General features: G+C 73.0%; 20 protein-coding genes and 1 other RNA gene. 18 read left to right on the top strand and 3 right to left on the bottom strand.

The window, feature by feature from the left end; translation table 11 throughout:
* The first annotated feature begins 64 nt into the window (after positions 1–64).
* Positions 65–1,426: an LCP family protein gene (locus tag D1350_RS03965; protein ID WP_125774148.1), complete on the top strand. Its 1,362-nt coding sequence runs from the start codon at positions 65–67 to the stop codon at positions 1,424–1,426.
* Positions 1,427–1,556: 130 nt separating this feature from the next.
* On the top strand, positions 1,557–2,771 hold the full coding sequence (locus tag D1350_RS03960; protein ID WP_240643865.1) for an LCP family protein: 1,215 nt from the start codon (positions 1,557–1,559) through the stop codon (positions 2,769–2,771).
* A 19-nt stretch (positions 2,772–2,790) separates the two neighbouring features.
* Here the strand turns inward: D1350_RS03960 and D1350_RS03955 are convergent, their stop codons facing one another.
* A complete protein-coding gene (locus D1350_RS03955) occupies positions 2,791–3,717 on the bottom strand; it encodes a LysR family transcriptional regulator ArgP (protein WP_125774144.1) in 927 nt (308 codons plus the stop codon).
* Positions 3,718–3,803: 86 nt separating this feature from the next.
* Here D1350_RS03955 and D1350_RS03950 point away from each other — a divergent pair, with 86 nt between their 5' ends.
* Positions 3,804–4,604 (top strand): LysE/ArgO family amino acid transporter, encoded by an 801-nt coding sequence (locus D1350_RS03950; RefSeq protein ID WP_164545017.1) that lies wholly within the window; start codon positions 3,804–3,806, stop codon positions 4,602–4,604.
* Here the strand turns inward: D1350_RS03950 and D1350_RS03945 are convergent, their stop codons facing one another.
* A complete protein-coding gene (locus D1350_RS03945) occupies positions 4,605–5,813 on the bottom strand; it encodes a pyridoxal phosphate-dependent aminotransferase (protein ID WP_125774142.1) in 1,209 nt (402 codons plus the stop codon).
* A gap of 153 nt (positions 5,814–5,966) precedes the next feature.
* Positions 5,967–6,440, bottom strand: coding sequence for a MarR family winged helix-turn-helix transcriptional regulator (locus D1350_RS03940; RefSeq protein ID WP_125774140.1), 474 nt, complete (start codon positions 6,438–6,440; stop codon positions 5,967–5,969).
* A gap of 184 nt (positions 6,441–6,624) precedes the next feature.
* Between D1350_RS03940 and D1350_RS03935 the strand changes: the two genes are divergently transcribed.
* The 15 genes from D1350_RS03935 (at position 6,625) to ssrA (ending at position 18,370) form a co-directional block, all read left to right on the top strand.
* Entirely contained in the window at positions 6,625–7,959 is a 1,335-nt protein-coding gene (locus D1350_RS03935) for a TadA family conjugal transfer-associated ATPase (RefSeq protein WP_125774138.1), read from the top strand.
* A complete protein-coding gene (locus tag D1350_RS03930; RefSeq protein WP_125774136.1) occupies positions 7,959–8,816 on the top strand; it encodes a type II secretion system F family protein in 858 nt (285 codons plus the stop codon). Before D1350_RS03935 ends, D1350_RS03930 begins: the two co-directional genes overlap by 1 nt.
* Positions 8,813–9,724 carry a type II secretion system F family protein gene (locus D1350_RS03925; RefSeq protein WP_125774134.1) on the top strand — a complete coding sequence of 304 codons (912 nt, stop codon included), beginning with the start codon at positions 8,813–8,815 and terminating at the stop codon, positions 9,722–9,724. Before D1350_RS03930 ends, D1350_RS03925 begins: the two co-directional genes overlap by 4 nt.
* 22 nt (positions 9,725–9,746) lie before the next feature.
* Positions 9,747–9,932, top strand: coding sequence for a hypothetical protein (locus tag D1350_RS03920; protein WP_206074415.1), 186 nt, complete (start codon positions 9,747–9,749; stop codon positions 9,930–9,932).
* Complete coding sequence (locus tag D1350_RS03915) at positions 9,929–10,315, top strand: TadE/TadG family type IV pilus assembly protein (protein ID WP_276313704.1); 387 nt, start codon at positions 9,929–9,931, stop codon at positions 10,313–10,315. Before D1350_RS03920 ends, D1350_RS03915 begins: the two co-directional genes overlap by 4 nt.
* Complete coding sequence (locus tag D1350_RS03910; protein ID WP_338068131.1) at positions 10,312–10,812, top strand: pilus assembly protein; 501 nt, start codon at positions 10,312–10,314, stop codon at positions 10,810–10,812. Before D1350_RS03915 ends, D1350_RS03910 begins: the two co-directional genes overlap by 4 nt.
* Entirely contained in the window at positions 10,809–11,267 is a 459-nt protein-coding gene (locus D1350_RS03905) for a hypothetical protein (protein WP_125774130.1), read from the top strand. The genes D1350_RS03910 and D1350_RS03905 overlap by 4 nt, the downstream gene beginning before the upstream one ends.
* Before the next feature lie 50 nt (positions 11,268–11,317).
* Positions 11,318–12,427, top strand: coding sequence for a peptide chain release factor 2 (gene prfB, locus D1350_RS03900; protein WP_125774128.1), 1,110 nt, complete (start codon positions 11,318–11,320; stop codon positions 12,425–12,427).
* Positions 12,428–12,552: 125 nt separating this feature from the next.
* Entirely contained in the window at positions 12,553–13,377 is an 825-nt protein-coding gene (ftsE, locus tag D1350_RS03895) for a cell division ATP-binding protein FtsE (RefSeq protein WP_125774126.1), read from the top strand.
* Positions 13,378–13,379: 2 nt separating this feature from the next.
* The gene (gene ftsX, locus D1350_RS03890) at positions 13,380–14,291 is read left to right on the top strand and encodes a permease-like cell division protein FtsX (protein ID WP_125774124.1); all 912 of its coding nucleotides are present in this window, start codon (positions 13,380–13,382) and stop codon (positions 14,289–14,291) included.
* Positions 14,292–14,299: 8 nt separating this feature from the next.
* Positions 14,300–15,682 (top strand): peptidoglycan DD-metalloendopeptidase family protein, encoded by a 1,383-nt coding sequence (locus D1350_RS24705; RefSeq protein WP_276313703.1) that lies wholly within the window; start codon positions 14,300–14,302, stop codon positions 15,680–15,682.
* Positions 15,683–15,778: 96 nt separating this feature from the next.
* Positions 15,779–17,152: a ferredoxin reductase family protein gene (locus D1350_RS03880; RefSeq protein WP_125774120.1), complete on the top strand. Its 1,374-nt coding sequence runs from the start codon at positions 15,779–15,781 to the stop codon at positions 17,150–17,152.
* Positions 17,149–17,322 (top strand): hypothetical protein, encoded by a 174-nt coding sequence (locus tag D1350_RS23560; RefSeq protein WP_164545016.1) that lies wholly within the window; start codon positions 17,149–17,151, stop codon positions 17,320–17,322. The genes D1350_RS03880 and D1350_RS23560 overlap by 4 nt, the downstream gene beginning before the upstream one ends.
* Positions 17,323–17,435: 113 nt before the next feature.
* Positions 17,436–17,909, top strand: coding sequence for an SsrA-binding protein SmpB (smpB, locus tag D1350_RS03875; protein WP_125774118.1), 474 nt, complete (start codon positions 17,436–17,438; stop codon positions 17,907–17,909).
* 92 nt (positions 17,910–18,001) lie between these two features.
* Positions 18,002–18,370, top strand: a transfer-messenger RNA (tmRNA) gene (gene ssrA, locus D1350_RS03870).
* Positions 18,371–18,374: the final 4 nt, after the last annotated feature.

Genomic DNA, 18,374 nt, shown 5'->3' with positions numbered 1-18,374 from the left:
AAGGGTCGGTTCGACCCGGTGGAGCGCGTTCAGGAGCGTCACGACCCGGCACTACTCTCTGACCATGCCCGTGACGATCCCACCGCAGCATGTCTCCGGCCCCCAGCCGGCGATGCCCAAGAATCCGGAGGCGCCGGCGGCCCGGCACGCCTCCGGACGCGGGTGGTCCCCGGTCCCTCGCGTCGTGGCGATGGTCGTGGTGGGCCTCTTCACGCTGGGTGGCTCGAGCGTCGCGGCTGTGGTCAACGACCTTCGGTCGCAGATCGACATCTCCGGCGCCGGGGACCTCGTCGTGGGTGCCGAGCCGGAGAAGCCCAAGGACCCCGACGACCCGTTCAAGGGCGTGCCGGTCGACATCCTCATCATCGGCACGGACTACCGCGACGCCGAGAACGCCGCCCTCGCGGGCGAGGACAGCGGCATGCGGTCCGACACGATGCTGTGGGCCCACATCTCTGCCGACCGCACGTGGATGCAGGTGGTCTCGATCCCGCGCGACTCCATGGTCAGGGGCGTCCCCTGCAAGATGCCCGAGGACCGGATGACGGGCGACCCCGGGGTGACGCAGATCAACGGCTCCTTCTCCGCGTGGACGAGGCTGTCCGGGGAGGACCCGTCCGAGCTCGACTACGGTGCGGCGTGCACCATCTCGACGATCATCGCCAACACGGGCATGCCGGTGCCGCACCACGTCATCGTCAAGATGAACGGCGTCATCGGCATCGTGGAAGCGCTCGGTGGCGTGGACGTCTGTCTCGCCGAGCCGATGGACCAGGGCAAGTGGGGGCCCCTGCGGCTCCCCGCCGGGCTGAACCACCTCAACGGCTCTCAGGCGATGCACTACGTCCGGGCGCGGCACGGCGAGTCCGGCGTGGGCGACCAGTCCGACATCAGCCGGATGAGCCGCCAGCAGGGCTTCATCAACAACGTCCTGGGGAAGATCCTCTCCGGAGACACGCTCACCGACGTGCCCAAGATGATCAACCTGACCAGCGCGGTGCTGGGGTCGATCAGCCCGCACCCGGACCTCGCCAACCCCCAGAACGTCGCGGGCCTCGCCCTGAGCATCAAGGACATCGACCGGTCGCGGATCGTCTTCACGACGACGCCGTGGGAGGCGTACCCGTCCAACCCGGCCAAGATCCAGTGGTCCGACGAGGCCGACGTCCTCTGGGATCGCCTCGCCGCGGACCAGCCGCCGCCGGACCTGCCGCCCCTCCCGACAGCCCCCGTGGCCCCGGCCGACGGTGCCCCGGCCGACGGTGCGACCGATCCCGGTACGACGGCGCCCGACGCGGGCGCGGGCGTGCCCGACCCCGGCACGGCCGCACCGGGCACCACGGATCCCGGGACCGCGGCCCCCGCCGCCCCGCCCCCGCCCCCGGCGCCGGTCTCCACGGAGCCGCCGCCGGACGGTTCCTGCTGAGAGCAACCTTCTGACGTCCCGGTGCGTCTGAAGGGATGTGGACTCCTCCAGGAACAGAACAGCACATACCGGGGCGTCGTCGGCGGCCGTGCGGCACGTCGCACGACGCCACCGGCCGAGGACCCTGGCTGTGGTCGCGGCAGCCCTCCTGGGGGCGCTCGTGCTCGGCGGATCGACGGTCGCGGCGCTCGTGCACAGGCTGACCACCGACGTCGAGGTCTCCGACGTGGAGGGCATCGTCGTCGGCGCGAGCACGGCGCCCGAGCCCGAGGACCCGGACGACCCGTTCTCGGGTGTGCCGGTGAACATCCTCGTCATGGGCACGGACGTCCGCGACGCCGCCAACGCGGCGCTCGCGGGCGAGGAGGACGGGATGCGCTCGGACACCACGATCCTGGTGCACGTCTCCGCAGACCGCACGTGGGTGCAGGTGGTCTCCCTCCCGCGCGACTCGATGGTCGAGATCCCGGCGTGCCACCTGCCGGACGGGCGCATGTCCGAGGACTACGCCCTGGGGCAGCTCAACGGCTCGTTCCAGGCGGCGGGCTCCCTGTCGGGCAAGGACCCGGAGGACCTGACGTACGGAGCCGCGTGCACCATCTCCACGGTGATGCTCAACACCGGCCTGCCTCAGCCGAACCACATGATCGTCAAGATGGACGGCGTGATCGACGTGGTGAACGCGATCGGCGGCGTGGAGGTCTGCCTGCCGGAGCCGATCGTCGAGGACCCCGACTACGGCGGCCTCAACCTGCCGGCCGGGCAGCAGCGGCTCACCGGGCAGCAGGCCATCGGCTACCTGCGCGTGCGCCACGGGGACGGCATCCAGGAGAACCGTGGCGACCTGGGCCGCATCGAGCGACAGCAGGGCTTCGTCAGCAACCTGATCGGCCAGACCCTGTCCGCCGGCACGCTCACCAACGTCCCCGTGATGCTCGGCCTCACGCAGGCCGTGGTGAGCTCGATCAGCCCGGACCCCGCCCTCGCCGACCCCGGCACGCTCACCGGCCTGGCGTTCAGCCTGCGGGACCTGGAACGCTCGCGCATCGTCTTCACCACCGTCCCGAACGAGCCCTGGTCCCAGAACCGCAACCGCGTGGTCTGGACCGACGCGGCCGACGAGCTGTGGGCGCGTCTCGCGGCGGACCAGCCGCCGCCGGGGCTGCCTCCGCTCCCCGGCCAGGACGGGCCGACGGCGAGCCCGGGTTCCGTCCCGGACGGCGACCCGGCGCCGGACCCATCGGCCCCGGCGACCACCGGGCCGGTGACGCCGTCCTCCGAGGTGACCGCTCCGCCGTCGGGCGCAGAGACCGAGCCGCTCCCGGTACCGTCCGGCACCTGCTGAGGGCCCTCTCGCAGGCGTCCTACGCGGGGCGCGGGGCGCGCTCCGGCAGGAGGCGGTCCACGGCCTCGGCGCGCAGCGCCGCGGACACCGCGTCCAGCACCGCCGACCGCAGCCGCCACTGCTGGAGGTGCAGCGCCACGCGCAGGACGGCGGCGGGGTCGAAGACCTCGAGGTCGGCCGACGCGACGAGCGGGCCGGACTGCAGCTCCGGGAGCATGCCCCAGCCGAGGCCGAGCCGGACCGCCTCGACGTACTCGACCGAGCTGGGGACGTGGTGCCGGGGCGCACCCGCCGCGCCGCGGCCCCGCAGGTAGCGGTCCTGCAGGTCGTCGGACCGGTCGAAGACCACGACGGGCGCGGCGGACAGCGCGGCCGACGTGGGGCCCTCCGGGAGCCACCGTTCCCGGAAGGCGGGCGTGGCCACGGGCCGGTACGCCATGACACCCAGCGGCACCGACGAGCAGCCCTGCACGGGCTCGGCCTGCGACGTCACGGCCATCATGACCAGGCCGCGGGTGAGGAGCTCGGCGGTGTGGTCCTGGTCGGCGCGGTGCAGGTCGAAGCAGACCCCGTCCACGCGGGCGAGCGCGGGCAGGATCCAGGTCGCCAGCGAGTCCGCGTTCACCGCGAGAGGGATCGTGGACCAGGTGGGCGCCCCGGGCTCGTCGCCCGCGTCGGCTGTGCCGCCTGTGCCGCCCAGGTCGGCGGCCGCCTCCGCGCCGAGCAGCTCGACCTGGCGGGCGAGGCGCAGCAGCACCTCCCCGGTGGCTGTCGCCTGGACCGGGCGGGACCGCTTGACCAGGACGCTCCCCGCGGCGTTCTCGAGCGCGCGGATGCGCTGGCTCACCGCCGACGGCGTGACGTGCAGCGAGCGCGCCGCCCCCTCGAACGTGCCCTCGGCGACGACGGCGGCCAGCGCCTCGAGCTGTGCGGAGTCCCAGCGCATTCCTGTAGTAGAACATGAAGCAGCCCTTCATCGGGTTCAGAAACATGAGCTGGTCTTCATAGCGCGCTGTTCCGTACGGTGGCTCCATGCTCGCTACCACCCCCGCGCTCGGCGCCGCGCTCGCCGGCCTCGGGTTCTGCATGTCGCTCATCGTCGCCATCGGCGCGCAGAACGCCTTCGTGCTCCGGCAGGGGCTCCAGCGCTCGCACGTCGCGCTCGTCGTCGCGCTGTGCGCGGGGTCGGACACGCTGCTCGTCGCCGCGGGCGTGGGCGGGCTCGGGTCCGTGCTCCAGGGCGCACCCGCAGTGGTCGAGGCGGTCCGCTGGCTCGGCGCCGCGGTGGTGCTCGCCTACGGCGCGCTCGCCGCCCGCCGTGCGTGGCTGGGGACGAGCGAGCTTGCGCTGCCCGACGGCGGGCCGGGGTCACCGGAGGCGGTCGCCGCCGCCACCCCCGCCGCCACCCCCGCCGAGATAGGGGTTGGTCCGCGAGACGGGGGCCGGGAACGCCTGTCTCGCGCTCCTGAGGCCTCCGTGGGACAAGGGCCTAGCTCGGCGAGGCCTCGCTCGGCGGAGCCGGTCCCGGGAGCGAGGCCGGGCCGGGCGCGGGTCGGTGCCGTCGTCGGCACCACCCTCGCGCTCACCTGGCTCAACCCCCACGTCTACCTGGACACGGTGGTGCTGATGGGCGGCGTCGGCTCCACCTACGGCGACCTGCGCTGGTGGTTCGCGGGGGGTGCGGCCGTGGCGAGCTGGGCCTGGTTCCTCGGGCTCGGGTACGGCGCGCGGCTGCTGGCGCCGGTGCTCCGGCGGCCCGGCGCATGGCGCGTGGTCGACGGCGTCATCGCCGTGATCATGCTCGCGGTCGCCGTGTCGCTGGTGCTCGGCTGACTAGCTCGGCGAGAGCCGGGCGAGGCGGGTCGCCGCCTCACGCAGGACCTCCTCCCGCTTGACGAACGTGAAGCGGATCCGGGAGCGGAACGCGTCCGCGGTGGGGGAGCCGGCCGCGCAGAACGCGGACACCGGCACCGCGACCACCCCCGCCAGCTCCGGGAGGCGGCGGCACAGGTCGGCACCGTCCGCGAAGCCGAGCGGGCCGCCGTCGGCCACCACGAAGTACGTGCCCGCCGGGACGCTCACGCCGAACCCGGCCGTCTCGAGGCCCTCGAGGAGGAGGTCCCGTCGCGAGGCGAGGGACGAGGCCAGGGCGCGGGGCGTGTCGTCGTCGGCCAGGGCCTGGGCGATGGCCGGCTGGAACGGCGCGCCCGACGTGTAGGTGAGGAACTGCTTGACGGTGCGGACCGCCGTGATCAGGTGGGCCGGGCCGTGGACCCAGCCGATCTTCCAGCCGGTGAAGGAGAACGTCTTGCCCGACGACGACACGGTGAGCGTGCGCTCCGCCATGCCGGGCAGGGTGGCGACGGGGACGTGGGCGACGCCGTCGAAGACGAGGTGCTCGTAGACCTCGTCGGTCAGGACGACCGCGTCGCGCTCGCGGGCCACCTGGGCGACCGCCTCCAGCTCCGCCCGGGTGAGGACCGTGCCCGTGGGGTTGTGCGGGCTGTTGACCAGGATCATCCGGGTGCGGGGCGAGGCGGCGGCGCGCAGGGCGTCCAGGTCGAGCCGGAACGTGCTGCCGTCCGGGACGAGCGGGACGCGGACGTGCGTGGCCCCGGCCATCGCGATGCCGGCCGCGTGCGAGTCGTAGAAGGGCTCGAGCGTGATGACCTCGTCGCCGGGGCCGACGAGCGCCAGGAGGCTGGCCGCGATCGCCTCGGTCGCCCCCGTCGTGACGAGGACCTCGGCGTCGGGGTCCACGGCGAGGCCGTAGTGGCGGGCCTGGTGGTCGGCGATCGCGCGCCGGAGCTCCGGGATGCCGTCGCCCGGCGGGTACTGGTTGCGCCCTTCGCGGATGGCGGTGATCGCCGCGGCCTTGACGTAGTCGGGACCGTCCACGTCCGGGAAGCCCTGACCCAGGTTGATCGCGCCCGTGCGGGCGGCGAGGGCCGACATCTCGGCGAAGATCGTGGCGGCGACCCGGCCGTCGGGGGCGAGGAGGCCGGTAGCGCGGGCGGCGTCCTGCCAGCGGGGCGAGCTCATGGAGCGACCCTATGCGAGCCGGGCCCGGGCCTCAGTGCGCGGTCGCCTCGCGGACGGCGGGCGCGATCTCCGCGGCCCATCGGCCCAGCGACACGGGGTCGGGCGCACCGCCGCCGTGCGCGAACGATATAGTTCGTGATACGAACGGACAAGTCAGTCCCGGCCGGGCGGGGCGTCGCCGGGATCCATGAAGACCTCCGGCACCTCGTTGTCGATGACGACCCGGTCGAGCAGGCGCGCCAGCGCGGCGGTGTCCGGCGCGTCGAGGCCTGCCGTGAGCTCGCCGACCCGGCGGCAGGTGTCGCGGTAGAACTCGTCGGCGAGCCGCCGGCCCGCCTCCGTGAGGGAGACCCGGACCGCTCGGGTGTCGTACGGGTCAGGGGCGCGGCGGACGTACCCGTTGCGCTCGCTGCGGTCCACGAGCCCCGTGAGGCTCGACTTGGCCAGGCCCAGCATGGCGACCAGGTCGCTCATGCCGTGCGCCTGCGGCAGGAGCACGCACAGGAGCTGGCCCTGCTGCGGCGTGAGGCCGTGGTCGCGGGCCGACGCCGCGTACACCGCGTCCACGAGGAACGCCGCGCGCACCAGCCCCGTCACCACGCTCGTCCGGTCCTCCTGCTTCGCCATCCGGGCACGGTAACACCGGGGGCTGTCGAGGAGACAAGCAGTACGACGCCGCGAACCGGACGTTATCCACAGGCATCCCAGATCGTGGCGCGCGGATCCCGGTGGACCTTCATACAGTCGGTCACGGCGCCGGCCAGCAGGAGGGCGTCCAGGGGATCCGAGTACGCCGCTCAGGGGGAGGGCCATGTCCGCTTCGGTGGAGCCCACAGGACTACGCCGGCCGGTCCGGGTCGACGGGAACGGGCGCGCGGCCGTCTCGACGGGGGATGCGTCACGAGCCCGCGGCATCGCGCTGCTCGAGAGCGAGGTACGCGAGCTCGTGCGCCGCCGAGGGCTGGACCCTGCGCGCGACAGCGCGGGCTTTCGCAGCCTGGTGCACGAGGCGCTCGGCGACTACGCCGAGCGGGTGGCGCTCGGCGCGGTGCCGCCGCTCGACGACCCGGCTGCGGCCGCACGGGCGGTCGGCGACGCGGTAGGCGGCCTGGGCCCGCTCCAGCAGTACCTCGACGACCCGGAGATCGAGGAGATCTGGATCAATTCACCGGCTCAGGTCTTCGTCGCCCGGGCCGGCGTCTCCGAGCTCACGACGACGATCCTGACCAGCGAGCAGGTGCGCGACCTGGTGGAGCGGATGCTCAAGGCGTCGGGGCGGCGGCTCGACCTGTCGAGCCCGTTCGTGGACGCGTGCCTGCCCGGCGGGGAGCGGCTGCACGCGGTCATCCCCGACATCACCCGGCGTCACCTGGCGGTCAACATCCGCAAGCACGTGGTCCGCGCGAACCGCCTGGACGACCTGGTCCGCCTGGGCTCGCTCACCCCGCACGCCGCCGCGTTCCTCGACGCGGCCGTGCGCGCGGGCCTCAACCTGCTCGTCGCCGGGGCGACCCAAGCCGGCAAGACCACCATGCTCAACGCGCTCGCGGGCTCCGTCCCGGCGTCCGAGCGGGTCGTGTCGTGCGAGGAGGTCTTCGAGCTCCGGCTGCCTGTCCGGGACCACGTCGCGATGCAGTGCCGGCCGCCCAGCCTCGAGGGGGTGGGCGAGATCCCGCTCCGCCGCCTCGTGAAGGAGGCGCTGCGGATGCGGCCCGACCGGATCGTCATCGGCGAGGTACGGGAGGCCGAGGCGTTCGACCTGCTGGTGGCGCTCAACGCGGGGATCCCCGGCATGTGCACCCTGCACGCCAACTCTGCCCGGGAAGCCGTGGCCAAGATGGCCACGCTGCCCCTCCTTGCCGGCGAGAACGTGACCGACCGGTTCGTGGTGCCGACCGTCGCGTCGGCGATCGACGTCGTGGTGCACCTCGGGGTCGACCGGGGCGGGCGTCGCCGGGTCGGCGAGATCGTCGCGGTGACCGGTCGCGTGGAGGAGGGCCGGATCGAGACGGCCACGCTGTTCGTCCGCGACGCGGGTGGTGCGCTCCGGCGCGGTGACGGGTTCCCGCCCGGCGCCGACCGGTTCGAGCGGGCGGGGATCGACCTGCTGGCGCTGCTCGCCGAGCCTGAGGGGGCGTCGCGCTGATGGGCGTGGTGGTCGGTCTCCTCCTCGGCGCGGGAGCGTTCTGCGTGTGGTGGTCCTTCTGGGAGCCCCCGGCGCGCAGCACGGTCCAGGGTGTCCGGCTCACCAGGGTCCAGGACCTTCTGGTGCAGGCAGGCGCACCCTCGATCACCCCGGCGATGCTCTACGGGGCCAGCGCCGGGGCGGGTGCCCTGGTCCTGCTCGTGGCCCTCGCCCTCACCCGGTCGCCCGCCATCGCCGCGTGCTTCGCCGTCCTGGCCGCGCTCGGTCCCGGCGCGCTCGTCCGCGCCCGGGCCCGTCGGCGCCGCCGCGACCTGCGAGAGGTCTGGCCGGAGGTCGTCGACCATCTCGCGTCCGGCGTGCGTGCCGGCCTCTCCCTGCCCGAGGCCGTGGCGCAGCTCGGCGACCGGGGCCCGGTCGAGCTCCGCGAGCCGTTCCAGCGGTTCGCGAGCGACTACCGCGCCACGGGCCGGTTCGGCGACTGCCTCGACGCGCTCAAGGCCCGGCTCGCCGACCCCGTCGCCGACCGGATCGCGGAGGCGCTACGGCTGACGCGCGACGTCGGCGGGTCCGACCTGGGCAGGCTCCTGCGCACCCTGTCGGGCTTCCTCCGGGACGACCTGAGGACGCGAGGCGAGCTCGAGGCACGTCAGAGCTGGACGGTGAACGGCGCCCGGGTCGCGGTCGCCGGACCCTGGGTGGTGCTCGGGTTCCTCGCCACCCGTCCGGAGACCGCCCGGGCCTACGACTCGGCGGCGGGCGTGACCGTGCTGATCGCGGGTGCCGCCTGCTCGGTAGCCGCCTACCGGCTCATGCTGCGCCTGGGGCGGCTGCCCGAGGAGCGGCGGGTGCTCCGATGAGCGGCGCCTGGGGAGGGCTGGCCGGCCTCGGCCTCGCCGCCGGGCTGCTCCTCGTCCTCGCAGGGCTCGACGCCCGGCGCCCGCGCCTGGACGCCCGGCTCGCCCCGTACCTCCGGCCTCGCGACGCCACCTCCGCGCTCCTCCGCGCCGACGTGCGGGTCGCCTCGTGGTCCGGCCCCGTCACGGCCGCCGTCCTGCGCACCCTGGAACGGTTCGGCTCGCCGCGCGACCAGGTCCGGCGTCGGCTCGACCGTGCCGGGTCGCGGGAGAGCGTCGACCAGTTCCGGGCCCGCCAGCTGGTCTGGTCGGTGCTCGGCGTGGCCGCCGGTCTCGGCCTCGCGCTGCTGCTCGCCGCCACGCGAGGGTCGGCGGTGGTCCCGCTCGTCGCCCTCGTGCTGCTCTGCGGTGCGGCGGGCTTCGTCGCCTGCGACCAGGTGCTGGCGCAGCGGGTCCGGCGGCGGGAGGAACGGATGCTCGCCGAGTTCCCCACGGTCGCCGACCTTCTGGCGCTCGCCGTCGCCGCTGGGGAAGGCCCGGTCGCTGCGATCGAGCGGGTGGCCACCACCGCGCGCGGCGATCTCGCGGACGAGCTGGGACGGGCGCTCGCCGCCGTCCGTGCCGGGGCCTCGGTGTCCGCGGCGCTGACGGCGATGGCGGAGCAGACGGGCCTCGCTCCGCTCACCCGGTTCGCCGAGGGTGTGGTGGTGGCCGTCGAACGCGGCACCCCGCTGGCCGAGGTGCTGCGCGCCCAGGCGCAGGACGTCCGGGAGGCGGGTCGCCGCGCGCTGCTCGAGGCCGGTGGGCGCAAGGAGGTCCTCATGATGGTTCCAGTTGTGTTCCTTCTGTTGCCGATTACCATTTGTTTTGCTGTTTTCCCCAGCTTGGCCACGCTCCATCTCGGTTTCTGAGTCCTCGATGAACAGGATGACCATGCCCCAGCAGCACCGGCAGGTGGCCGCACCGCGAGTCCCCGGCGACGACCCCGAGCGGGGCGACGTTCCCGGCTGGGTCCTGGTGACCCTCATGACAGCAGGACTTGTCGTCGCGCTCTGGGCAATCGCCGGGCCGCTCCTCGAGGGGGCCTTCCGGCAGGCCATCGCCTCGGTCACCGGGTGAGGACCACACCCGTCGAGGACGCCGGGTCCGCGATCGCGGAGTTCGTCATGGTCTCCGCCCTGGTCCTGGCCCTCCTGCTGGGCGTGGTCCAGGTCGCGCTGGCGGTTCACGTCCGCTCTCTCACCACCGACGCCGCGGCCGAGGGCGCACGCCTCGCCGGACGTGCGGACCGGGATCTCGACGACGGCGTCGCGCGCACCCGCGCCCTGATCGCCGCCGCCCTGTCCGGCGACTTCGCCGAAGAGGTGACGGCCCGCTCCGTCACGCGCGACGGGCTGCCCGTCGTGGAGGTGACGGTGGTGGCGCCGCTCCCGGTCGTCGGGCTCCTGGGGCCGAGCGGCTCGTTGACGGTCCGGGGTCACGCCCTCGACGAGGCGCCGTGAACGGCCGGCCCGCCATGGGCGGCCGGCCCGGTATGAACGGCCCGCTCGGTGTGAACGGCCCGCTCGCCGACCGCGGCAACGCGTCGGTCGAGTTCCTCGGCGTCGCGCTCGTCCTGCTCGTTCCTCTCGTCTACCTGGTGCTCACGGCCGGACGCGTCCAGGCGGCAGCCTTCGCCGTCGAGGGCGCCGCCCGCGAGGCCGTTCGCGCGATGGTCACGGCGGAGACCAGCGCCGAGGGCGCGGCACGGGCGGAGGCCGCGGTGGCCCTCGCCCTCACCGACCAGGGCTTCCCCGTGCCCGACGCCGGAGCGCACCTCACGCTCCAGTGCTCGGCTCCCACGTGCCTCACCCCGGGCGGCGACGTGGCGGCGCTCGTCCGGCTGGAGGTACCGCTGCCGCTCGTGCCGCCCGCCGTCCGGGCCTGGGTGCCGCTGAGCGTGCCCGTGGAGTCGGCGCACGTGGGCGTCGTGGACCGCTACGCGGCGGCGCGGCCATGAGCCACGAGCCACCCGGCCCCGAGTCCGGCCGGATCCTCCTGCTGACCGCGGCCTTCACCGCGTTCGCCCTGGCGCTCGCGGCCGTGGTCGTCTCGGCGACCGCCGTGCACCTCGACCGCAAGCGTCTCTACGATCTCGCCGACCTCCTGGCCGCCGACGCGGCGCAGGCCATGCCCTCGGAGACGTTCTACGCGGGCGGGACCGCGACGCCGCAGGACGGTGCGGTCCTCACCCTGTCGGACGCAGACGTGCGCGCTGCTGTCCGGGCGGCCCTCGCCGAGCGGCCGCCGTCGGCCCCGGACGGGCTTGTCGTGGTCGAGGCGTCGTCGCCGGACGGGCGCTCTGCCCGGGTCACGCTCGCCGCGGTGGCGCGCCCGCCGCTCCTCCGCTGGTTCACCGGCCTGTACGGGGGCGGCATCCCGCTGAGCGCGACGTCGACTGCCCGCGCCTGGTGAGACGTACCCGAGGCCACCTCGCCCCGACCGGGCGGGTAACCTAGAACCTTGTGGCAACCATCGACTTCTCCGCCGAGATCAAGGCGCTCCGCTCCACCCTCGAGTCCATCGAGTCGGTGAGCGACCCGGGGGTGCTGCGCGCCAAGGTCGCCCAGCTCACGGAGCAGGCGTCGGTCCCCGACCTGTGGGACGACCCGGAGGCCGCGCAGAAGATCACCTCGGCGCTCTCCGTCACGCAGGCGGAGCTGGACCGCGTCGCCAAGCTGGGCGCCCGCATCGACGACCTCGAGACGCTCGTCGAGATGGCGGTCGAGATGGACGACGCCGACACGCTGGCCGAGGCCGAGGGCGAGCTCGTCGGCATCCGCAAGGACCTCGACGCGCTGGAGATCCGCACCCTCCTCAACGGGGAGTACGACGCCCGTGAGGCCGTCGTGACGATCCGCTCCGGTGCGGGCGGTGTCGACGCCGCGGACTTCGCCGAGATGCTCATGCGCATGTACCTGCGCTGGGCCGAGCGGCACGGGTACCCCACGACCGTGCTCGACACGTCGTACGCCGAGGAGGCGGGCCTCAAGTCCGCCACCTTCGAGGTGAAGGCGCCCTACGCGTTCGGGAACCTGTCCGTCGAGGCGGGCACCCACCGGCTGGTGCGTATCTCGCCGTTCGACAACCAGGGTCGCCGGCAGACGTCGTTCGCCGCGGTCGAGGTGATCCCGCTCATCGAGCAGACCGACTCCGTCGAGATCCCGGAGTCGGAGATCAAGGTGGACGTGTTCCGCTCGTCCGGGCCAGGCGGCCAGTCCGTCAACACGACGGACTCCGCGGTGCGCATGACGCACATCCCGACCGGAATCGTCGTGTCGATGCAGAACGAGAAGTCGCAGATCCAGAACCGCGCGGCCGCGCTGCGCGTGCTCCAGTCCCGCCTGCTGCTGGTCCGCCAGCAGGAGGAGGCGGCGAAGAAGAAGGAGCTCGCGGGCGACATCAAGGCGAGCTGGGGCGACCAGATGCGTTCCTACGTGCTGCAGCCGTACCAGATGGTCAAGGACCTGCGCACGGAGCACGAGTCGGGCAACCCGAGCGCGGTGTTCGACGGCGCCATCGACGACTTCATCGAGGCCGGCATCCGCTGGCGCCGGTCGGCCCCGGTCGAGTAGGACAAGCCCCACCAAGGGCCTCATCCTGCCGATTTCCGACAACGTGGTTTTCCGGCGTGTCTGCGCGCCCGGAGAACTTCACCCGTGCCTACTCTCGGGACGCCAGTTCGTCCCAGGGAGTGCTCGTGATCCGGTTCGAGAACGTGTCGATGGTCTATACGCGCGGTGCGCGTCCGGCCCTCGACGACGTGTCCGTCGACGTCGAACGGGGAGAGTTCGTCTTTCTCGTGGGTGCCTCGGGCTCGGGGAAGTCGACCTTCCTCAAGCTCGTCCTCCGGGAGGCGCGCCCCACCCGGGGCCACGTGTACGTGGCCGGCCGGGACGTCGCCGCGCTGTCGAGCTGGCGGGTGCCGACGCTCCGTCGCCAGCTGGGCGTCGTCTTCCAGGACTTCCGGCTCCTGCAGAACAAGACGGTCTACGAGAACGTGGCGTTCGCGCTCCAGGTCATCGGCAAGCCGCGCCACGTCATCCGGGACACCGTCCCGGAGGTCCTGGACATGGTGGGCCTGGGCGGCAAGGAGAAGCGCATGCCCACCGAGCTCTCCGGGGGTGAGCAGCAGCGCGCCGCGATCGCGCGGGCCATCGTGAACCGGCCCCAGATCCTCCTGGCCGACGAGCCCACCGGGAACCTCGACCCGACCACCTCCCTCGGCATCATGCGCCTGCTCGACCGCATCAACCGCACGGGCACCACCGTGGTCATGGCGACGCACGACGACGAGATCGTGAACGAGATGCGCAAGCGTGTCGTCGAGCTGTCGACCGGCGTCGTGGTGCGCGACGAGGCGCGCGGCGTCTACGGCGAGCGGGAGGCGATCCTGCCGGACGTGGGCCGCTCGCCCGTCCTGGACGCGCCCGGAGCGGGCACCCGCGTGCTCCGGCCCGTCGGGAGCGCCGAGGTCCGGGCGGCGGCGCACGTCGAGCCGCGACCTGCCTTCGGGGAGGCCTGAGCGTGCGTTTCCAGCTTGTCCTGAGCGAGGTCCTCCACGGCCTGCGGCGCAACACCACCATGGTGATCGCCGTCATCCTGGTGACGTTCGTGTCCTTGACGTTCGTCGGTTCGGCGGCGCTGCTGCAGGCGCAGATCGGCAAGCTCAAGGACGACTGGTACGACCTCGTGGAGGTCTCGGTCTTCCTCTGCCCCACGGGCTCGATGGCGCCCACCTGCGCCGCGGGGGAGGCCACGCAGGACCAGATCGACGCGGTGCGCCACGTGATCGACACCGAGCTGTCCGACGAGGTGCAGCAGGTCTTCTTCGAGTCCAAGGACGACGCGTTCGCCGAGTTCCAGGAGCGCTACCCGGACGGGTACCAGGGCACGCAGCTCACCGTCGACGACATGCAGGCGTCGCTGCGTCTCAACCTCACGGACGCCGAGCAGTACGGCGTGGTGAGCGACGTCCTCTCCGGCCGGGACGGCGTGGAGATGGTCAACGACCAGCGTGCCGTCTTCGAGCCCCTGTTCCGCACGCTCAACGTGGCGACGCTGCTGGCCGCGGGCCTCGCCGTGGTCATGCTCCTCGCCGCCGTGCTGCTCATCACCACCACCATCCGGTTGTCGGCGATCTCCCGCCGCAAGGAGACGGAGATCATGCGCTTCGTGGGCGCCTCCAACCTCCTGGTCCAGCTGCCGTTCCTCCTGGAGGGCGCCCTGGCGGCGGTGGCGGGCTCCGTGCTGGCGGTGGTGGGCCTCTGGCTGGCGGTGCGCTTCCTGGTGTCCGACTGGCTGGAACAGTCGGTGAACTGGGTGGCGTACGTCTCCGAGCTGGACGTCCTGGCGATCGCGCCGCTCCTGGTCGCCATGGCCGCGGCCCTGGCGGTGGTGTCGTCCTTCTTCACGCAGAACCGCTACACGAGAGTCTGATGCCGACGATGCGTACTCACCCCGCCCGCTCGCTGCCCGGTCGCCTGTCGGCGACGCTCCTGTCGGTCGTCCTCGTCCTCGGCGGGGCCACGTCGGCCGGCGCGGACGACATCGACGACCGCCGGGCCGCGGCCGAGGCCCAGCAGCGCGCGAAGCAGGCGGAGCGCGAGACCCTCGAGTCGGAGCTCGAGCACACCGACGCCGAGCTGGCGCAGGCGGTGCTGGACCTCAACACCGTCGAGGGCAGGCTGCCCGTCGCGGAGGCCGAGCTGGCCGCCGCCGAGGCGGAGCTGGAGCGCGCCGAGCGCGAGGCGGCGGTGCTCGCGCAGCGGCTGGCCGACGCCCAGCTCGAGGAGGCGGCAGTCACCCGGCAGATCGAGGACGGGGCGGGCAAGGTCGAGGAGGCGCGGGCCGACATCGCGCAGATGGCCCGCGAGGAGTTCCGCGGGAGCGGGGACGCCAACGCGCTCGGCCTCGTCACGGGAGCGCAGTCCACCGAGGAGTTCGTGGACGGGTACGCCGTGACGTCGTCGGCGGCGCGGAGCCAGGCCCGCACCCTCGCCGAGCTCCAGGACGCGGAGGCCATCGCCCGCAACCTCCAGGCCCGGCTCGTCGCGGTCCGCGAGACCATCACCGAGCTCAAGCGCCTGGCCGACGAGAACGTGCTGGCCAAGCAGGCGGCGACCGACGCGGCCGCGGCTCGCAAGGCCGAGATCGAGCGGCTGATCGCCGAGCAGAAGCAGCTCAAGGCGACGATCGAGGCCCGCAAGCAGGCGGCCATCGAGGAGATCGACGCGAACGCCGCCGAGGTGGCGGCCATAGAGGCGGACCTGAAGCGGATCATCGCCGAGCAGTCGGAACGCGACCGCCGGCTCGAGGAGGAGCGCCGTCGGGCCGCCGAGGCGGCCGCCGCGGAGGCCACGCGCCAGCGGGCCGCGGCCGCCGCCCAAGGGGGAGGGGCCCCGGCCCCGGCCGCCCCCGCCCCGAGCAGCGCCTTCCTCCGCTACCCGACGGCGAACCCCGTCGTCACCTCGTCCTACGGGATGCGGTTCCACCCGGTGCTGGGCTACTGGCGCCTGCACGCAGGAACGGACTTCCGTGCCTACTGCGGTACGCCGATCCTGGCCGCGCAGAGCGGCACGGTGGTGTACTCGCGCACCCTGGCCGGGCTCGGCAACCAGGTGCTGATCAACCACGGCTGGACCGGCGGGCACAACGTGATGTCGAGCTACAACCACCTGTCGGCGTTCGCGGTGTCGTCGGGGCAGCAGGTCTCCGCCGGCCAGGTGGTGGGCTACTCGGGCACCACGGGGACCTCCACCGCGTGCCACCTCCACTTCGAGGTGTACGTCGACGGCAGCACCACCGACCCCATGCGTTACCTGCCATAACGAACAGGTCACCGAGCCACCTGAATCATTTAGCAGGCTTCCGGGCGTGTCGCCCGGCGTGGCTATCGTCCGCGGTATGCACAGGACCGACGGGCCATGAGCGCCGCCACGATGACCCCCAGGGTCGACCTCGGGAAGGCGTCCGCCCCCGTGCGGGGCCGCCGCCCGGCGTCGGCCGTCGCGCTCCGGATCCTCGTCCTCGCGGGAGGCGCCGCCGTGGCGCTCTTCTGGTACGAGGGATCCCCGGCGGGCACAGGCCCCGGCCCGGTGCTCGCCGGCGGGGGCAGGCTGGCCGGCCTTCTGGCCTCCTACCTCGTCTGCGTGCTGCTCCTGCTCGTCTCCCGGGCGCCCTGGTTCGAACGCGCGGTCGGCCTGGACCGCCTCGTGGCCTGGCACCGCCGCCTCGGGACGACGGTGGTGCTGCTCGTGGTCGCCCATGCGCTGCTCGCGATCGTCGGGGGCGCGATCGTCGACCGGGTCTCGGTGTGGGCGGAGGTACCCCTCCAGCTGGCGACGCAGCCCGAGCTGGTCGAGGCGTGGGCCGGGACCGCCTTGTTCGTCGCCGCCGGGCTGGCGAGCGCGCGCCTGATCCGCAGGCTCCTGTCCTACGAGGTCTGGCTCGCCGTGCACCTCACGCTCTACGTGGGCATCTTCCTCACCTTCGGCCATCAGCTCCCGCACGGCAGCCACTTCGCCTCGTCGCCCGCGGCGCGTGCCCTGTGGATCGGCCTGTACTGCGCGACGGCGGCCGCGCTCGTCACCTGGCGCGTCGTCCTGCCGCTCTGGCGGCTCCGGACCCACGTGTTCCGGGTGGAGGCGGTCGTGCCGGAGTCGCCCACGGCGACGAGCGTCTGGGTACGCGGGCGGGACCTCGACGACCTCGGCGCGCGCGGAGGTCAGTTCTTCCTGGTGCGGTTCCTCGCGCGCGGGCACCTCGTCTCCGCTCATCCCTACTCGGTGTCGGCCCTGGCTGGTGACGGCTTGCTGCGGTTCACGGTGGGCGCGCTCGGCGACCACTCCACCGCCGTACGGGCTCTCCGCCCGGGGACCCGGGTGCTCCTGGAGGGTCCCTTCGGCCGGTTCACGTCGGCCCGCGCACGCTCGCCGCGGGTGCTGCTCATCGCGGGTGGGGCCGGTGTGGGGCCGATCCGTGCCCTGGCAGAGGACTTCGTCCGGGAGGGCCGCGACGTCGTCGTGCTGCACCGGGCGCGCACCGACGACGACCTGGCGCTCGCCGGGGAGCTGAGGCCCGTGCCAGAGCTGCGGTACGTGCCGCTGGTCGGGCGGCGCTCGGCCCTCGGGCACGACCCGCTGGCGCCCCGATGGTTGCGGTTCCTGGTCCCGGACGTGGCCACCCGCGAGGTGTTCGTGTGCGGCCCGCCAGGCCTCGTCCGTACCGTCCTGGAGTCCTGCCACACTCTCCGGCTGAGCCGGGACGCGGTGCACCACGAGGAGCTGAGCCTGTCATGAGCACGCGCTGGCGGGGGACCGTCGTCTATGTGTGCAGCCTGGTCGTGATCGGCGCGGCGGCCTTCGCCCGGTACGGTGGCACGCCCGTGGAGGAGGTGGCACCGAGCGTGGTGTCACCGGTCGTCGGCCCGACGGCGGCCGCGTCGCCCTCGGGCGCGCCCCCGGGGTGACGGCGCGCTCCAGGGGTGACGCCCACGGCGAATTCCCTGGCCTCGTGCGGAGGCGCGCGTATGCTGGGAGGTCGCGTCCGCCGTCGGGCGACGCGAGGACCCGGAGGGAGACCATGGCCAAGAAGGACGATCCTCGCAAGATCGTGGCGAACAACAAGAAGGCGCGTCATGACTACGTGATCGAGGACGTGTTCGAGGCCGGGATCGTCCTGTCGGGCACGGAGGTCAAGGCCCTGCGCATGGGGCGCGCGTCCCTGATCGACGGGTACGCGTCCATCGACCGGGGCGAGGCGTGGCTCGAGAACGTGCACATCCCCGAGTACTTCCAGGGGACCTGGAACAACCACGCACCGCGGCGCCGGCGCAAGCTGCTGCTGCACCGCGAGGAGATCCAGCGCCTGGAGCACAAGGCCCGGGAGAAGGGGCACACCCTGATCCCGCTGTCGCTGTACTTCCTCGACGGCCACGCCAAGGTGGAGATCGCGCTCGCGCGAGGCAAGAAGGAGTACGACAAGCGGCAGACCCTCCGCGAGCAGCAGGACATGCGCGAGGCGCAGCGGGCGATCCGCTCCAAGGAGCTGCGTTGACCGTGTGACGGAAATATCGTGGCGGTCGAGCCTGTTGACCTACTACGATGGACACGTCGGGACGTTCGCGGACCGGCGTTGACAACAACACAGGGGCTGATCGGTTTCGACGGTGGTCGTGCTTCGAGGAGAAGCGGGCCGAGGATGCAGACTTATCTCGCAAACGATGTCTGTAAACCAATAGTTGCCGATAACACGCGCAACGACTTCGCACTCGCCGCCTGAGCGAGGCTTCGAAGTCCGTCGGCCCAGGGATGCTCTCGCCCTGGTAGCCGGCGTCATTTAGAGAGCCACTGCTCGCAGTCCTCGTCATCGGGGCTGCGGGGACTCTAAGGTGACTGGGCCCGACCGCGAAGTGTCTGCGCGAGCGCGGGGGCCGAGAAATCTCCTAGCAGACTGCGCCCGGAGAAGTCCTGGAAAAGCGCCACCGGACCGGGGTTCGATTCCCCGCAGCTCCACCCCTGT

It is taken from the genome of Antribacter gilvus (assembly GCF_003946865.1).
Lineage (GTDB): Bacteria > Actinomycetota > Actinomycetes > Actinomycetales > Cellulomonadaceae > Antribacter > Antribacter gilvus.
Note: the sequence above shows the minus strand (reverse complement) of the source record. Positions and strands in the feature narration are given on the sequence as shown.

Bases quoted from the DNA above. Each gene is read 5' to 3' on its own strand.
- D1350_RS03965 (WP_125774148.1), top strand. From the start codon at position 65: ATGCCCGTGACGATCCCACCGCAGCATGTCTCCGGCCCCCAGCCGGCG.
- D1350_RS03955 (WP_125774144.1), bottom strand. From the start codon at position 3,717: ATGCGCTGGGACTCCGCACAGCTCGAGGCGCTGGCCGCCGTCGTCGCC.
- D1350_RS03950 (WP_164545017.1), top strand. From the start codon at position 3,804: ATGCTCGCTACCACCCCCGCGCTCGGCGCCGCGCTCGCCGGCCTCGGG.
- D1350_RS03945 (WP_125774142.1), bottom strand. From the start codon at position 5,813: ATGAGCTCGCCCCGCTGGCAGGACGCCGCCCGCGCTACCGGCCTCCTC.
- D1350_RS03940 (WP_125774140.1), bottom strand. From the start codon at position 6,440: ATGGCGAAGCAGGAGGACCGGACGAGCGTGGTGACGGGGCTGGTGCGC.
- D1350_RS03935 (WP_125774138.1), top strand. From the start codon at position 6,625: ATGTCCGCTTCGGTGGAGCCCACAGGACTACGCCGGCCGGTCCGGGTC.
- D1350_RS03930 (WP_125774136.1), top strand. From the start codon at position 7,959: ATGGGCGTGGTGGTCGGTCTCCTCCTCGGCGCGGGAGCGTTCTGCGTG.
- D1350_RS03925 (WP_125774134.1), top strand. From the start codon at position 8,813: ATGAGCGGCGCCTGGGGAGGGCTGGCCGGCCTCGGCCTCGCCGCCGGG.
- D1350_RS03920 (WP_206074415.1), top strand. From the start codon at position 9,747: ATGCCCCAGCAGCACCGGCAGGTGGCCGCACCGCGAGTCCCCGGCGAC.
- D1350_RS03905 (WP_125774130.1), top strand. From the start codon at position 10,809: ATGAGCCACGAGCCACCCGGCCCCGAGTCCGGCCGGATCCTCCTGCTG.
- D1350_RS24705 (WP_276313703.1), top strand. From the start codon at position 14,300: ATGCGTACTCACCCCGCCCGCTCGCTGCCCGGTCGCCTGTCGGCGACG.
- D1350_RS03880 (WP_125774120.1), top strand. From the start codon at position 15,779: ATGAGCGCCGCCACGATGACCCCCAGGGTCGACCTCGGGAAGGCGTCC.
- D1350_RS23560 (WP_164545016.1), top strand. From the start codon at position 17,149: ATGAGCACGCGCTGGCGGGGGACCGTCGTCTATGTGTGCAGCCTGGTC.
- smpB (WP_125774118.1), top strand. From the start codon at position 17,436: ATGGCCAAGAAGGACGATCCTCGCAAGATCGTGGCGAACAACAAGAAG.